This is a genomic window from Marinilabilia rubra (genome assembly GCF_003121985.1).
Classification (GTDB): Bacteria; Bacteroidota; Bacteroidia; order Bacteroidales; family Marinilabiliaceae; genus Marinilabilia; species Marinilabilia rubra.
The window spans coordinates 45,779-60,459 of sequence record NZ_QEWP01000019.1; the positions used below are offsets into that span (position 1 = coordinate 45,779).

The 14,681-nt window shown below is 40.9% G+C and carries 16 protein-coding genes; 6 read left to right on the forward strand and 10 right to left on the reverse strand.

What is annotated here, in order from left to right:
• Positions 1-267: 267 nt before the first annotated feature.
• The gene (locus DDZ16_RS17255) at positions 268-1,440 is read right to left on the reverse strand and encodes an MFS transporter (RefSeq protein ID WP_109265737.1); all 1,173 of its coding nucleotides are present in this window, start codon (positions 1,438-1,440) and stop codon (positions 268-270) included.
• Positions 1,441-1,779: 339 nt separating this feature from the next.
• On the opposite strand from DDZ16_RS17255, the gene DDZ16_RS17260 reads away from it, so the two are divergent.
• A complete protein-coding gene (locus DDZ16_RS17260) occupies positions 1,780-2,085 on the forward strand; it encodes an RNA recognition motif domain-containing protein (RefSeq protein WP_109265738.1) in 306 nt (101 codons plus the stop codon).
• A 66-nt stretch (positions 2,086-2,151) separates the two neighbouring features.
• On the opposite strand, the gene DDZ16_RS17265 is transcribed toward DDZ16_RS17260, so the two are convergent.
• Positions 2,152-2,607 (reverse strand): YhcH/YjgK/YiaL family protein, encoded by a 456-nt coding sequence (locus tag DDZ16_RS17265; protein WP_109265739.1) that lies wholly within the window; start codon positions 2,605-2,607, stop codon positions 2,152-2,154.
• A gap of 651 nt (positions 2,608-3,258) precedes the next feature.
• Between DDZ16_RS17265 and DDZ16_RS20785 the strand changes: the two genes are divergently transcribed.
• The 4 genes from DDZ16_RS20785 (at position 3,259) to DDZ16_RS17280 (ending at position 7,659) form a co-directional block, all read left to right on the forward strand.
• A complete protein-coding gene (locus DDZ16_RS20785) occupies positions 3,259-3,408 on the forward strand; it encodes a hypothetical protein (protein WP_158275699.1) in 150 nt (49 codons plus the stop codon).
• 631 nt (positions 3,409-4,039) lie between these two features.
• Positions 4,040-5,362 carry a lysine 2,3-aminomutase gene (kamA, locus tag DDZ16_RS17270; RefSeq protein ID WP_109265740.1) on the forward strand — a complete coding sequence of 441 codons (1,323 nt, stop codon included), beginning with the start codon at positions 4,040-4,042 and terminating at the stop codon, positions 5,360-5,362.
• The gene (gene ablB, locus DDZ16_RS17275; RefSeq protein ID WP_109265741.1) at positions 5,349-6,173 is read left to right on the forward strand and encodes a putative beta-lysine N-acetyltransferase; all 825 of its coding nucleotides are present in this window, start codon (positions 5,349-5,351) and stop codon (positions 6,171-6,173) included. Before kamA ends, ablB begins: the two co-directional genes overlap by 14 nt.
• 70 nt (positions 6,174-6,243) lie before the next feature.
• Positions 6,244-7,659 carry a sodium:solute symporter family protein gene (locus DDZ16_RS17280; RefSeq protein ID WP_109265742.1) on the forward strand — a complete coding sequence of 472 codons (1,416 nt, stop codon included), beginning with the start codon at positions 6,244-6,246 and terminating at the stop codon, positions 7,657-7,659.
• A 164-nt stretch (positions 7,660-7,823) separates the two neighbouring features.
• Here the strand turns inward: DDZ16_RS17280 and DDZ16_RS17285 are convergent, their stop codons facing one another.
• The 3 genes from DDZ16_RS17285 to DDZ16_RS17295 are packed head-to-tail and all read right to left on the reverse strand — an operon-like array spanning position 7,824 to position 9,829.
• The gene (locus DDZ16_RS17285) at positions 7,824-8,318 is read right to left on the reverse strand and encodes a MarR family winged helix-turn-helix transcriptional regulator (protein WP_109265743.1); all 495 of its coding nucleotides are present in this window, start codon (positions 8,316-8,318) and stop codon (positions 7,824-7,826) included.
• A 57-nt stretch (positions 8,319-8,375) separates the two neighbouring features.
• On the reverse strand, positions 8,376-9,155 hold the full coding sequence (locus DDZ16_RS17290; protein WP_109265744.1) for an MBL fold metallo-hydrolase: 780 nt from the start codon (positions 9,153-9,155) through the stop codon (positions 8,376-8,378).
• A gap of 5 nt (positions 9,156-9,160) precedes the next feature.
• Positions 9,161-9,829, reverse strand: a complete 669-nt coding sequence (locus tag DDZ16_RS17295) for a B3/B4 domain-containing protein (RefSeq protein WP_109265745.1) — start codon at positions 9,827-9,829, stop codon at positions 9,161-9,163.
• Positions 9,830-10,189: 360 nt separating this feature from the next.
• On the opposite strand from DDZ16_RS17295, the gene DDZ16_RS17300 reads away from it, so the two are divergent.
• Positions 10,190-10,873, forward strand: a complete 684-nt coding sequence (locus DDZ16_RS17300; RefSeq protein WP_109265746.1) for an HAD family hydrolase — start codon at positions 10,190-10,192, stop codon at positions 10,871-10,873.
• Here DDZ16_RS17300 and DDZ16_RS17305 read toward each other — a convergent pair.
• From DDZ16_RS17305 to DDZ16_RS17325, 5 genes are all read right to left on the reverse strand, one after another.
• Complete coding sequence (locus DDZ16_RS17305; RefSeq protein WP_109265747.1) at positions 10,865-11,764, reverse strand: PfkB family carbohydrate kinase; 900 nt, start codon at positions 11,762-11,764, stop codon at positions 10,865-10,867. The two genes, DDZ16_RS17300 and DDZ16_RS17305, sit on opposite strands and share 9 nt — an antisense overlap.
• Positions 11,765-11,781: 17 nt before the next feature.
• Complete coding sequence (locus DDZ16_RS17310) at positions 11,782-12,324, reverse strand: hydrolase (protein WP_109265748.1); 543 nt, start codon at positions 12,322-12,324, stop codon at positions 11,782-11,784.
• A gap of 6 nt (positions 12,325-12,330) precedes the next feature.
• Entirely contained in the window at positions 12,331-12,948 is a 618-nt protein-coding gene (locus DDZ16_RS17315; protein WP_109265749.1) for an SIS domain-containing protein, read from the reverse strand.
• An 88-nt stretch (positions 12,949-13,036) separates the two neighbouring features.
• On the reverse strand, positions 13,037-14,086 hold the full coding sequence (gene selD, locus DDZ16_RS17320; protein WP_109265750.1) for a selenide, water dikinase SelD: 1,050 nt from the start codon (positions 14,084-14,086) through the stop codon (positions 13,037-13,039).
• Between the two features lie 8 nt (positions 14,087-14,094).
• Positions 14,095-14,310 (reverse strand): DUF3343 domain-containing protein, encoded by a 216-nt coding sequence (locus DDZ16_RS17325; RefSeq protein ID WP_109265751.1) that lies wholly within the window; start codon positions 14,308-14,310, stop codon positions 14,095-14,097.
• Between the last annotated feature and the right edge of the window lie 371 nt (positions 14,311-14,681).

Here is a 14,681-nt window from a genome sequence, read left to right on the forward strand (position 1 = left end):
AACAGGAACCATATAACACGAATAAACAGCAGCTTAAAGCATGCATTAAATTCCAAAAAGTTGAATTATAGCCTTTCACAATCCCGAACCATCGGGATAGATATTAGATTTAAGATGAATCATAACCAATTGATTTTCGGAGCGTTAACCCAAAAGCTATTAGCATATAAACAATTGATTCAAAGCTCATTGCAATCCCGAACCATCGGGATAACGAACTATTATAGGAATAGTATAGATTAAAAAAAACTAAAGAAGTTAAATGCTTTACTCTGTTTTGGGAACGGTACTTTTACTGAAAATTAACATTCCAAGAAACACCACAATACATAATGCAAAAGCCACATAAACAGAGTTTTCATAGTTTCCGAACAAATCTCGAAGATACCCGCCAATAAACGGCCCGGCTATTCCTGATATACCATAGCCAAGAAACACAAAAGGATAAATTTTGGCAAGATTGCCGATGCCGTAAATCTGGGCTGTTTCCTTAGCGTATATCACAAAGTTGGCGCCAAAACTAAACCCAACTGCAAAGGCAATAAAAAGGTACACCCCCGGAGTAAGCTGCACAATGCCAATCACCAATGTAAAAACCCCCATCATCAGCAATGAGAGCGGAATCAAAATTTTCCCGGCCACATAATCATTGAGCCAGCCCCAAAAGAGGCGGCCGGTAAAATTAGCAATCGAAAAAACAGTAATTCCTAAAACGAGAGTTGTTTCATCAATGGTGAACTGTTCTCCAATTGGTTTAAGATTCCCAATCACCAAAAGGCCCGCAAATGTTCCGGTAAAAATACCTATGAACAGTTTACGAAATCCATGCTCTTTTAAAAGCTGATTAAAAGGAATCAGTTTGGCAACATGGTGTTCAAGATCCCGACGTTTAAAAAAGAATGAAGATAACAACAAAAGTATTCCCTTACCTATTCCAACTATCAATAAAACATCCGGCAATTCAAGGCCCGTCACAAACAATTCCTGAGCCACAAGTGACTCAGCAATAGCACCACCTCCGAAGCCGGCAGAGACAATTCCGGTAATAAGGCCTTTCTTTTCAGGGAACCATTCAACAGGGATTGAAATAGAAATCAGATATCCCATGCCGGTGGCAATGCCGCCTAATAATGAGATCCCAATTAATAAAACAGAGAAATTAACACCCAGCCATTTAATCAATATATATCCCAACGTATAAACAAATGCTGAGATAAAAGCCATTTTCTTACCCCCGAGCTTCGCCAATAACGATCGTCCGAGAACCATCGCTATGGTAAAAACGGCAATAAAAAAACCAAACACGAGTTGAGTCTGGCTGGTTGAAAAAGAGTAATCATTAATCAGCTTAGGGACATAAATGCTCCAAGCATAAATACTGCCTAAAGAGAGCATCGTTATAACTGCAGCAAAGACGGTATGTATGGGCCTAGATCTCATAACAGAAAGGTGTTTTTTCAGCTTTTTAATTTCAAAATCGCAAAAATACAATTCCAAGAAGGCTTAAAAATACAATTTGGCATATTAAAAAGCAATTTTAGTTATTTTTCACATTGATGTAACCATTAATTATAAAAAAGGTTGTTTCTTTGTACCCGATAGATTTTACGTATTGCACTTCTTGCACAGTTCATTGATTTGCCTTGCCACACTTCTATTTTATTTAATTATCATCATTTTTTATCTTCATCGTTTCATGAAGGAACTCTGTGCGACAGTCATTTTGACTTTAAACAACTAGACAATATCCATGAAACGCTGACAAACATTTTTATTTACATGAATCTTTTTGTAGCAAAGTTGAGCGCCGCGACTACCAGCGACGACTTAAACGATTTGTTCGCCGAGTATGGCGAAGTAGTATCCGCTAAAGTGATTATGGACCGTGAAACCGGTTCGTCAAAACGCTTTGGTTTTGTTGAAATGAAAGAGGAAGATGCGGCTCAGAACGCCATCAAAGACCTCAATGAATGTCTGTTTGACAACAGTCCGATTGTAGTGAAAAAGGCCAGACCAAAAGGTGAAGGACGTGATCGCTCATTTGGCGGCGGTGGCAACAGAAATCGTGGACAAAAAAGATACTAATAATATATTTTTCCTTAGAGACGTTCAAATTAACAGCATCGCCTCTAAGGAAATTATATTTTTCTATTAATCAACCCTTATCTTACCTACCAACTTTTTCACTTTCGAAGGAATACCATCTGCCACCATGGCTTTATGAATTTCTTCAGGGAAAAAGATAACAAATCCACCTTTAGGGTGATTTACCTCCATACCATCACTCCCCATAAATAAAGTACAGTCTTTTTCTTCATTATAAGGAACTTCTACCTCCATTTTATATTCCTCGGCATATTTTATCACTTCTGTACCTTCCAGAAGATAGTGAATATCAATATGACGTTCATGGGACTCCCAAACGGCCTCTTCTTCAGAGACAGTAGATTGCGCCATGGCATTAATAAAGACATTTTCTCCACTAATTTCTATTCTTCCGGCCTTAAATTCTGAAGGATCTATATTTTCCATATAATCCAAAACAATTTCCATTGCCGGATGCAACATATAATACCGGGCAGCATTTTCAAAAGTATCTATTATCATAACCTGTTTTTATTACAAAGAAAACACTTTTCCCCGACAGATGCTATAATCTTAATGAAGCTTTAATAAGGAAAAACAGGTTTTCGAAAAAGTTATTTCACTATCCGGGACTATTTTTTGAGCATCTCAAACGTCCATCGCTCAGCAACCCCATAATCCGCTTTCTCCCCCCCCCCGATTGGGACATCTTCATATCCTTAATTATTTCGCCCACATGAACCGGCTGGTGCTTTTTAACATACTTAGAATCCGTCTATAAACTAAGCAAAATTTGCTTCTGGTCATGTGTTTGTCAAGAAAGTGCCAGTTACAAGGCTTGCGAAGCCCGAAAATACGCAGTTTACTTGAGTAAATGAGTAATTTTCGGGCAAGCGTAACGCAGTAAATGGTACTTTATGGACAAACTCTACTTAGCAATTAGGTTTTCAACAGCTTTTAAATCTCATCTCTTAAGCTCTTTACTTTTAAAAATAACCCCAGGGCAACTGTCCCGGGGTTAAACATGCTCCCGGCACTGGGTCCCTGAAAGGGGTCAACTAATTCGGAAAGCGAGAGCTATCTGGATGAATACCGTAGGTTGATCGAAGAGAGTTGAATTAAGATCGATGATACCTTTTTCCTGATTGACTAAGTTAACCGACAGGGATCAAGATGCAAAGAGCTCGACCTGCAAAAGAGCTGGAGGATGTTGACCCCTTATCAGGGATCTTAGGGGGAGATAGTGCATCCAATCCCCGGGACTTTCGCCCCGGGGTTATTCGGATTCGCCGCTTTCAGCGACAGGGAGGTTCTTCTGTATGAGGGGGGCTTTTCAAGTGTTCGATGTTTCTTGTACGTTCCTGACAAGAGGCCAACTATTCCGGGTACTGTAGTGGTTTATAGGATGTTGGCCTCATCCAAAAACTAATCATATCCATATATTCACCCCTGACAGGTGTGCCCGGGGTTATTTAAATTTGCCCCCATGTCTGCCCTGCTTACCGCCAGGAAGGCATTGGTGGAATTCAATAAAATCGCCATTTTAAACTACAGCCTTAAATTTTCATCATTGTATACGTTTTTCTATGGCAATAACAACTGAATTAAACTATCTTTAATAACAACAAAAGCATTACCCAAACTATTTGAGGCGGACAAAGGTTCAATCAAATTTAGTTTGCACACAACAAATCCAGAACCCCGCAGTCAAGAATAAATATTTTATCTCCTTTGAAAAGCTTGACACTCGTATTTTTAATACTTTAATGACAAGTAGTTACACATTCGAACACCCACAAACAGGCGGATAATGACAAGTAAGAAATTTCACAATCCAAAAATTTTGACTACTTTTGTCGCGCAGAAACGATTCACATAAAGTCAAATTTGCTTACCACACGAACCATTCATAAACCCTAATCAAATAAACTGATTATTCACCAAACTGAAAATTATGGCAATTTTCACAGCAAATCAACAAAAGATTGCAAACAAAATTGATTCATCTTCCGAGCTTTCGAACTGGAGAGACTGGAAGTGGCATCTCAAACACTCTATTAAAACCATAGACAAGTTTGAGGAACTTACGGGTATAAAATTCCCGGAAGATGAAAAAAAACAACTTGAAGAAACTCAGGGGAAATTCCCACTATCTATTACACCTTACTACCTCTCCCTCATTAAAAAAGAGAATTTCAGAAAAGATCCTGTTTACAAACAATCGTTTCTGGACAACAAAGAATTAAATGTAACTCAATATGAGATGGGCGACCCCCTCTCTGAAGACACTGACAGTCCTGTTCCCGGAATTACCCACCGCTATCCTGACAGGGTTCTCTTTCATGTGAGTAATGTGTGTGCAATGTATTGCCGACATTGTACAAGAAAGAGAAAAGTAGGAGATACGGATTTTGTACCCGGTAAGTCTCAGGTTGAAATTGGACTGGACTACATTCGCCAAACGCCTCAGGTCAGAGACGTACTTTTATCAGGTGGAGACCCATTCCTGTTGTCGGATGATTACCTCGACTGGATCCTGACCGAGCTCAGGAAAATTGATCATGTAGAAGTTATCCGCATTGGAACCAGAACACCGGTTGTTTTACCTTACCGTATCACTGATGATTTGGTGAATATGCTGAAAAAGCATCATCCGGTATGGATCAACACCCACTTTAATCATCCAAGAGAAATCACTTCTTCGTCTAAAGAAGCTTTAAGAAAGCTGGCTGATGCAGGAATTCCATTAGGAAACCAGTCCGTGCTTTTGGCAGACTTGAACGACTGTCCACGAATCATGAAGGACTTGGTTCACAAACTGGTTGCTAACCGTGTTCGGCCTTACTATCTCTACCAGTGCGACCTTTCTGAAGGATTGTCACACTTCCGGACTCCTGTAGGAAAAGGTATCGAAATCATTGAAAGTCTGATCGGACACACCAGTGGTTTTGCTGTGCCAACCTATGTTATTGATGCACCGGGTGGTGGTGGTAAGATTCCGGTCATGCCAAATTACATTATTTCATGGTCTACCAACCGGGTGATTCTTCGGAATTACGAGGGCGTAATTACTTCTTACAAAGAGCCGGATCATTATGAAGCCACTACTTGTGACCGCAATTGTGATGAATGTAACCTGGAACTGGACTTGAGAGAAGGTTATGAAGAAAATGCCATCGGAATTGAAAAGCTTCTTTCAGATTATGACCAAGCTATTTCATTAGTTCCTTCAGACAACGAACGCTTTCAAAGAAGAGACGATAATGGACAAGAGTGAGATAATCGGACAATCGACTATCCAACATGGCCCGGAGAGTAACCGGGTCTACTTAATGCATATGTGGCCATCCGACTTTCCGGAAATCATTGAAAAGATGGACGATCTGGCAAAGACCAACGGCTATACCAAGCTCTTTGCCAAAGTTCCTTCGAGATATGGGGCGGCTTTCAGAATGTCAGGTTATGAAACAGAAGCCATTGTTCCGGGATTTTTCAACGGAACTGAAGATGCGCTTTTTTTGGTGAAATACTTCGACATTAAAAGACGCACTCCCAATGCGGAAGAGATGGATGTTTTTCAGAATTTATTGCTTTCTGAAACCAATTCAGAAATACCGAAACTGGATAAAACCCACGTGCTGAGATTGCTAACACCTGAAGATACTGAAGAAATGACCAACGTTTTTGCACAGGTCTTTGACAGTTATCCGTTTCCAATCTTTGACACTGAGTTTCTGAAAAAAGAAATGAGTGAGGAAACCAGATATTTTGGCGTTTTCCAGGATGGGAAATTGGTTGGCATCAGTTCAGCTGAGTGCGATGACAGCTTAAAAAATGCAGAGATGACTGATTTTGCTGTATTGCCCTCTCAAAGGGGAAAGAAAATTGCCATCCACCTTTTGAGAACAATGGAAGAACATTTAATCAATAAGGGATTTAAGTCATTCTATACCATAGCAAGACTTAAATCTCCATCCATGAATAAAACATTCATGAACAACGATTACCGGTATACCGGCACCCTGGTCAATAACACCCAGATTGCCGGCCAGATTGAAAGCATGAATGTTTGGTACAAAACGGTATAAAGAACCCTCAAAACAAAAACGTCAGTTTCCACAAGGGATCTGACGTTTTTTTATTTAATCTTATACAGTTATGCACATAGCAGATTTCATTATCATTTTTGTTTACATCATTGCCATGCTTATGGTAGGCCTGTGGTTTCACAGAAAAAACCAAAGCTCTGAAGACTACTACGTAGGAGGTCGAAAAATGACACGTTGGCATTTAGGTCTTTCTGTCGTTGCAACAGATGTAGGCGGAGGTTTTTCTATTGGTCTGGGAGGTCTTGGTTTCGCCATGGGGCTATCCGGTTCATGGATTCTTTTTACGGGGCTCATTGGTGCCTGGCTTACAGCCGTAGTTCTGATTCCCCGCGTATACAAAATTGCCTTCACAGAGAAATTTCAAACATTCCCGGAAATGCTGAGTCACCATTATGGAAAAAAAGTAGCATTCTGGGCAGGCATCATAAGCGCTGTAGGATATCTTGGTTTTACCAGCAGTCAGATCTTGGCAGGCGCCAAACTTACCTCAGGTACCATTGATGGATTAAGTGTCAACAATGCCGCCCTTATTATGGGGATCATAGCCATTGTATACACAGCTCTGGGCGGAATAAAGGCGGTTATTTATACCGACACCGTGCAATGGGCCATTCTTCTTTCCGGGCTAACGTTTGTTGGTGTTCCATTTGCTCTTCATAGTGTTGGCGGATTAGATGTATTAAGAGCCTCTGTAGATAAGGAGATGTTGCAACTCACCAATATTCAGGGATCGGTAGTGGTAAACTGGGCGTTTTCAATTATTCCGATCTGGTTTATAGGTATGACACTCTATCAACGAATTTATGCCGCATCCTCAAAAAAAGAAGCTCAGAAGGCCTGGTTTCTGGCAGGATTATTTGAATACCCGGTTATGGCTTTTTTGGGTGTATTTCTTGGTCTGATGGCAAAGGTATCCATTGATCAGGGGGTAATACCTGCAGCTGATGCAGCAGGCATTGATAATGAAACAGCAATGCCTATGATGTTGAAGTTCATTTTGCCTACCGGAGCACTTGGAATTATCCTGGCTGCTTATTTCTCAGCCATATTGTCCACTGCCGACAGCTGTTTGATGGCTTCCTCTGGAAACTTTGTCAGAGATATTTTCAAAGTAAAAAATACCAAAAGCTCGCTCAAAGTATCCCAGATAATGACTTTTATATTGGGAGGCATCGCTCTTGTATTGGCTCTTTTTATGCCAAGCGTGCTTGATCTGATGCTATTATCATATTCCTTCATGGTTAGTGGATTGTTGGCCCCAGTTGTTGGTTTCATCTTTTTCAAACAACCAAAACCAATGGCTGGACTGCTATCCATGGCATCAGGTGCAGCAATCTTTGGATTTTTTCATTTTTCCGGAATAGATTTACCCTATCAATACGCCCCGGTAGTTCCAGGTGTGTTGGCCTCTTTAATTGTATTGTTTATTGTTCAAAAAATGGGCAAAGCTCAGGTTAGAGAATAATACCGCTAAACTTATGCAATATAGATTAACTCATTAACAACAACCTGGAAAAGAAAGAATACAGACCTGAATAATAACAAAATCAGACCCCATTAAAAAAGGAATAACCAAGATTCGTATGTTGGTTATTCCTTTTTTTATATCCAGTAAATTCCCGATAGCCGTTAATGATCGCCGGGATGATCGGTTTCAAAATCACCGGTAATCAGAGGCATTTCATCAACGGAAGTAGATTCAATTTCAAGCATCTCAATCAACAAATCAAGTGCGCTCCCCACTTTTACCAGTTCATCAGCTGAAAGGCCTTTTAATTTCTCATTTAATCGTTGTTGCAACAGGTCGGGAGTCCTCTCGAGCAAAGCATCCCCGGAAGAAGTGAGTGTAATATGCATTACACGCTTATCTCCCGATTTAGGCAACCGCGCCAGGTATCCTTTTTTCTCCAGACGTCCGATAATGCCTGTCACTGTACTGGAATTCAAATTAAGGTGATCCCGAATGGAACGCTGAGTTGCCTGATATCCCGGAGAACCTTTCAGATATTCCAAGCATAAAATCTGTGGGATGCTAACTCCAAAATCTTTTTGCACCTTTTTTGATTCCAGATTAATAGAACGTACAATCCGTCTGACTTTAATAAGAATATCCTTATAATCCATTATTGTGTTTTTAATAAAATCCTTAAAAGCATGAAAACTTCCAATTATTATATTGCCTTAAATAAAGGCTTGTTCTTTCTCTAACGTAAAAACTTCAGCAGGGGCATAACGATTGGTCAGCCTCACATTAAACTTTGTTTTTAAAGCATCGAATGCTTCCATGGCAATATCCGGTCGATTATTGTCTGCTGATAAATGTGATAAAAATACTGCTCTTAAGTCATCAGCACCATATTCATTTAACAAATCGAATGCCTGTTTATTGGACAAATGGCCTACATGCGAAGCCACGCGATTTTTCAGATGCCAGGGATAAGCTCCATTCCAGAGCATATCTTCATCATAGTTTGACTCCAGAAAAACAGCCTGACAAGCAGAAAAATGATTCCGTACATTATCGCAAGCCTCCCCAATATCCGTCATCACCCCAACGTTTATTCCATCGTGTTCAATTCTAAAACTGCAAGGCTGAGCAGCATCGTGCTGTTTCAAAAAAGAATGCACTTTAAATTCTCCAACCTCTAAAATATCACCTGGATTAAAGTTAACAATTTTGGCAGGTCGATTGGGTCCCCAACTTTTTTCAAAAGTATTCGAGGTCATAAAAACCGGTGCATCCAAATGCTTACTTAAAACCCTAACCCCACGAAAATGATCGGCATGTTCATGAGAAATAAAAATGGCCCTTACTTTGGAAAAATCCAGGCCTCTCTCCCGCATCCTGTTCAATACCTGTCTTCGGCTTATGCCCACATCCACAAGTATGGCATCTCGATCATTTCCAACATAATAGCAATTACCGTTACTGCCTGATGCAATAGCACATATCTCAATCATCTTGACTATTTTACTTTTATTTCAGGATGGGTTTCTCCGACAAATTCCAGAAGATATTTTTTTAAATTATCCAGTGCTGCCTCCAGAGCCGGAACATTGCCATCAAAAGATGGAAGCATCATCAAAACATGTCTGGTGTTTTTATCAATAAGCGTTCTGACAGAATCGCTGGTAGGCGTTCCAAATGCTCCCTTTGAATCCCTGAAGACCGGAAGCTTCTCAATATTCAGAAGCCCGCGCCCAATCCCTTCATAAGGTTCTTCACTTTGTCCTACCCCCAAACGGATGATTCCATCTATTTTGTCAAGATCATAACCGCATATAGAAAGGCCGGTTTCGACAGATACCAGATTCAAACAATCAACCACATTATTAACCTGATACAATCCTTTCCCTTTACTCACACGGCGCAGAAGGGATTCGGCAGCCGGCCTGTATCTATTGGGATCTTTACCAAGCGCCTTATAACCTTCCTTTGTAGCTTTTACTGTTGAAAGATTTCTAATGGTTTCTGCATCCATCCTCTGCCCGATATCTTCCAGCACTTTGGTCATTTTAGCGTTGAGACCGTTTCCGGTTTCAGATACCGCCACCGGAGATACCAGATATCCCATTTTAAACTGAGGGAAAGCTTGTTGTATTTCTGATTCTACTATTATTTCGGGTATTGACATTATTTTTTGTTTTGGAGGTTCCCGACCGTGCTAAAATACCATTTTTTTCTGAATCCGCGGGAATTTAGCGCCTGTAGAATCAGGAGGAAAATTAAGATTCATCAAAACAAACCACTTATAATATTAATTGCATTGAAAAGGGCAGGTATAATAATCCTGCTTTTATTATTTTTGCCAAGTCATTGCAATTTAGTCGTGACATCACAAGTCAATAAATCCGAAGTCCCGAGGCTTCGGGATAGACAAAAGATTTTAGCCAAACCATACCGTCTTGATTATCTGACGCTTAACACAAACAGACATCTAATTTCAAATAATTGATTTTTAGACTTTAATAAAAAATAAAACGACTGAAAAAAGATGAGTTATATATTTCCACAAAAAATCAAGTCTGTACTTTTTGATATGGACGGTGTTTTATATGATAGTATGAAACACCATGCCACCACCTGGGTTGATGCATTTAAACAATACAATATAAATTTCCCCGAGAAAGAAGCCTATTTAAACGAAGGCAGCACTGGAGATGCTACCATAAAGAGAGCTGTAAAACAAATTGAAAACAGGGAAGCCACGACTAGTGAAATCGAAGGTATTTATGACGAAAAAACGCGCTTAATGCATCAATTGCCCCCTGCTGAAATAATACCCGGAATGCAAAAGTTGATGCAGGAATTAAGGAAAGAAGGCATAAAGATTATCATTGTTACAGGTTCTCGCCAACCCGTTTTGCTTGACCGACTTAAACATGATTTTCACGTTGAAAAAGAAGACATTGTATCAGGCTGGGATGTGACACATGGGAAACCTCACCCCGAACCATACCTGACCGCACTAAAAAAAGCCAGGAGTTCTGCGGAAGAAACCGTCGTTATTGAAAACGCTCCTCTTGGGGTAGAAGCTGCAACTGCAGCAGGAATTTATACAATAGCCATTAATACCGGCCCATTAGACGCAGAAACACTAATCAAAGCAGGCGCCAACAAAGTTTTTATCACCGCAGATGAAATTGGTGAATTTCTTCAGGAAAAGGTCTCAAAGTGAAACAGCAAACTCGTGTGAGATGTAATTATCAAAAGACAAACACACATCAGTAGAAAAAGAAATTGCATTGCGCACAATGTCTTTCCATTGGGATGGAGTCGGAGTCGCATTATTAAGTTTGGAAATCCCATGTGCCATGCCGGCGTTAAAGTTGTCCCCTGCCCCTATTGTACTCACGGGTGTTATGTTTTGGGCGGGTTGAAAGAACTTTTCTCCGCCTACCAGACAATGAACACCGCCGGAGTTTGCAGTAATAATAACTTCAGAATCGAATTGTCTGACCTTATTAAACATTGCCTCAATACTCAGGTCTCCGTAGATGGTCTTAAAATCCTCATCACTTCCTCTGACCAAATGGGCCAATGAAAAATTCTCTTCTATTAAAGGACGATAAATTTTTAAACCATGAGAATGGTTTTTCCTGAAGTTGGGATCATAAATAAGAAAAGCCCCTTGTTCTCTGGCTTTTTTCAAAAGCCGAACAACCTGAGGACGAAGTCCGGGGCTTACTGCAAAGAAGGAGCCGAACAACAAAATATCGCCAGGTTTAAAATCGGGACCCGACACCTGGAAACGAACCTCAGGAAAGTCTTTATAGACCTGATAAGTGGCATTGTTTTCATTATCAAGAAAAGCCAATGCCACGGGGGTTTTACCTGCCTTAAAACGATGAAGCCAGTCGGTTTTCACATGGTTCTCTTTCAAAAAAGAAACAATGTTCTCTCCCACCCGGTCCTCGCCTATCTCACTAATCAGAAAGGCTTCATGACCAGCCCTGCCAAGAGACACAAGAGCGTTAAAAGCCGATCCTCCCGGCTTACCCGCCACTGGTTGATTTTCTTTAAAAATGACATCAAGAACCGTTTCTCCTAAGCCAAAAATCCTTCCCATAAAAACTTTTCTCTTGCCTATTTCACAAGCTTAGATATTGCCTTAAACTGATCGGTTCCGGCGAAGCGACATAGCTCAAAGAGGATAGACTCATAGCTGGAAATGAGTACTCCTTCCTGAACAAGTCGAGTCATTGCTATTCTTTTATTTTCGGGATTTCTTGACCCCACACAATCCTCAATAACAATCGGATGAAACCCTCTTTCTTTAAGATCCAATGCAGTTTGAAGCAAACATATATGTGACTCAATTCCTGCAAGAATAACAGATCTCCTGGTAGTCAACTCAATTGTTTCCATAATTCCGGGATCGTCGCAGCAGCTAAAAGCTGTTTTTTCGTTGTGAGGATATTCTTCTACCATGGTCGCCAAAGAAGGAATGGTTTCCCCCAATCCTTTCTTGTATTGTTCCGTCACTATAACGGGAATTCCCAAAGTCTTCAGCCCGTCAACCAATATCTTAATATTTTTCTCAAGCTGTTCATTTTCATAGATGTGAGGAAAAAGTCTTTCCTGCACATCCACAACCATTGCAAGCGCACTGTCTTTTGTAATTCTCATAACAAACTATTTTTTATCAAGAACCGCTGCTTTTCTGGATTTATCTCCAAGATATCCACCATGATGTCTTAAAGCATAATCATGATTTGAAAATTCTATCTTTTTCATCAACAATACAACCAATACATCTCCAATAACCGTCATGGTTGTAGTTGACGTAGTTGGGGTAAGCCCCAGGGCACAAACTTCGGGAGGATTGCCGGTATTCAAACAAGCATTAGCGGCTTCTGCCAAAAGGGAGTTCTCATTTCCGGTGATGACAATAAATGGAACATTGGGATTTAATCCTTTAGCCAGATCAATCAATTCCAATATTTCACGGGTCTTTCCGGAATTGGAGATCAAAAGCATTACATCATTTTCCTGAAGGACTCCCAAATCACCATGCTGGGCTTCGCTGGGGTGCAAAAATACTGCAGGTGTACCGGTACTGCTAAATGTAGTAGCCATGTTTACAGCAATCTGTCCGGCCTTTCCCATGCCACTGGTAATCAGCTTACCTTTTTTTTCATGCACATGATGATAAAGGAGTTCTATTGCTTTTTCAAATTCCCCGGTAACAGGAATTCCGGCAACGGCCTTTGCTTCGGCCTCCAAAAGGGAGTGAATTTCTTTTTCTGTCATTTCTGGCTTCAATGTGGTCAATATTCTATTTTGTCTGTTAGTGGTTCACTACTCAACGCAAATTAACAAAAAATCCAACATAAAGTGGCTACTCCAGATAAATTGATTTTCGTGTCCTGGTCAGCACTTCGCCAATCACACAAGCCTGCTGGTGCAGCCCAGATGCTTTAAGATCAAAAAGTACCTCATCCACCTTATCCGGCGAAACACACATCAGCAATCCACCTGAGGTCTGAGCATCGCAGGCAAGCATTTTCAGGTGTGGTTCCACCAGTTTTTCAACATGCAACGAAGGCTGTACAAATGAAAAATTTCTGAAAGAAGCCCCCGGAAGGCAACCATCATTAGCCAATTCAGCAGCCTGGTCAAGAATTGGTAAGTCACGTGTTCTGACAGCCAGACTCACATCGCTTGCTTCAGCCATTTTCAAAGCATGTCCCAGGAGTCCAAACCCAGTAACATCGGTAGCTGAACGAACACCATGTTTTACCATGATCTCTCCTCCCCTTTTATTTAACAACTTCATTTGTTCCAGACCATTCCGGTAAGCATCCTCATGTACCATTTTTAACCGTCGGGCAGCGACCAGAACGCCAAGTCCCAGTGGTTTGGTCAGCACCAATAAGTCTCCTGGTTTTGCTCCTGCATTGGTGATTAATTTATCAGGATGAACAGTGCCTACCACAGCCAATCCATATTTAGGGGAATGATCTTCGATGGTATGACCTCCCATTACCAAAGCGCCGGCTTCCTGCATTTTACTATGTCCTCCCTGCAATATTTGTTCAAAAGCTGAAAGCGGCATCTCTGCTGATGAAAACATCAATAAGTTAAGCGCCAGCAGCGGATTGCCCCCCATGGCATATACATCGCTCAGGGCATTGGCTGCCGCTATTTCGCCAAACTCATAAGGGTCTGAGCATATGGGTGGAAAAAAATCTGTGGTAAATATAATGGCAGTTTCGTCATTGAGCTTGTACACTCCCGCATCATCGTGGGTATCAATATCCACCAAAATATCAGGATGTTGCATTTTCGGTAACTTAGACAAAATACCAGCTAATTCCCCGGGAGGCAGCTTTGCGGAGCAACCTCCATACTCAACTGTTTTAAGAAGATCTGTTTCCTGATTACTCATTTTTCAATTCAATTATTAATTTCATACCTGATGCTTTCTGCTTTCAATATCTCCTTGCATTTCTCCCAATTGTCCGGCGGCACCAACAGGCACATGCCACACTCTGATGAAATATGCTCCGGCACGGGAATTACACGGCACGGAATGCCGTTCATCCGACAAATCCTGTCGGCTTTCATCACCTTATGAACATTGGGAAAAAGTAATAGCTTTTCATCAGTCATGCACTTATTAGGTTTAAATTAATTACTATTTAGAGTCTGTCCATAAAGTACCACTTGCTGCGTTATGCTTGCCGCCAAAATACTCATCCCGAAGCATCGGGACTCCGTTTTTGGAGGCTTCGCTCCCGAAGCATCGGGATTGCAACTGGCACTTTCTAACCAGACACATGACTTTTCACAAACTTTCCCAACTTTATAGACGGGCACTATTTAGCCCTTACAATAGATCGTTAGATTTTCAGACACCTGCCTGACGGCAGTCAGGAAAGATGCAAAGTAATTCGTACAATCCTGATATTATGTATTTCAACAACAAAACCCCATGCGCAAAAATTGCTGGATTGAAGCGCATTGAAAAAGTTCAACGGAGT

Bases quoted from the DNA above. Each gene is read 5' to 3' on its own strand.
- DDZ16_RS17255 (WP_109265737.1), bottom strand. From the start codon at position 1,440: ATGAGATCTAGGCCCATACATACCGTCTTTGCTGCAGTTATAACGATG.
- DDZ16_RS17260 (WP_109265738.1), top strand. From the start codon at position 1,780: ATGAATCTTTTTGTAGCAAAGTTGAGCGCCGCGACTACCAGCGACGAC.
- DDZ16_RS17265 (WP_109265739.1), bottom strand. From the start codon at position 2,607: ATGATAATAGATACTTTTGAAAATGCTGCCCGGTATTATATGTTGCAT.
- DDZ16_RS20785 (WP_158275699.1), top strand. From the start codon at position 3,259: ATGCAAAGAGCTCGACCTGCAAAAGAGCTGGAGGATGTTGACCCCTTA.
- kamA (WP_109265740.1), top strand. From the start codon at position 4,040: ATGGCAATTTTCACAGCAAATCAACAAAAGATTGCAAACAAAATTGAT.
- ablB (WP_109265741.1), top strand. From the start codon at position 5,349: ATGGACAAGAGTGAGATAATCGGACAATCGACTATCCAACATGGCCCG.
- DDZ16_RS17280 (WP_109265742.1), top strand. From the start codon at position 6,244: ATGCACATAGCAGATTTCATTATCATTTTTGTTTACATCATTGCCATG.
- DDZ16_RS17285 (WP_109265743.1), bottom strand. From the start codon at position 8,318: ATGGATTATAAGGATATTCTTATTAAAGTCAGACGGATTGTACGTTCT.
- DDZ16_RS17290 (WP_109265744.1), bottom strand. From the start codon at position 9,155: ATGATTGAGATATGTGCTATTGCATCAGGCAGTAACGGTAATTGCTAT.
- DDZ16_RS17295 (WP_109265745.1), bottom strand. From the start codon at position 9,829: ATGTCAATACCCGAAATAATAGTAGAATCAGAAATACAACAAGCTTTC.
- DDZ16_RS17300 (WP_109265746.1), top strand. From the start codon at position 10,190: ATGAGTTATATATTTCCACAAAAAATCAAGTCTGTACTTTTTGATATG.
- DDZ16_RS17305 (WP_109265747.1), bottom strand. From the start codon at position 11,764: ATGGGAAGGATTTTTGGCTTAGGAGAAACGGTTCTTGATGTCATTTTT.
- DDZ16_RS17310 (WP_109265748.1), bottom strand. From the start codon at position 12,324: ATGAGAATTACAAAAGACAGTGCGCTTGCAATGGTTGTGGATGTGCAG.
- DDZ16_RS17315 (WP_109265749.1), bottom strand. From the start codon at position 12,948: ATGACAGAAAAAGAAATTCACTCCCTTTTGGAGGCCGAAGCAAAGGCC.
- selD (WP_109265750.1), bottom strand. From the start codon at position 14,086: ATGAGTAATCAGGAAACAGATCTTCTTAAAACAGTTGAGTATGGAGGT.
- DDZ16_RS17325 (WP_109265751.1), bottom strand. From the start codon at position 14,310: ATGACTGATGAAAAGCTATTACTTTTTCCCAATGTTCATAAGGTGATG.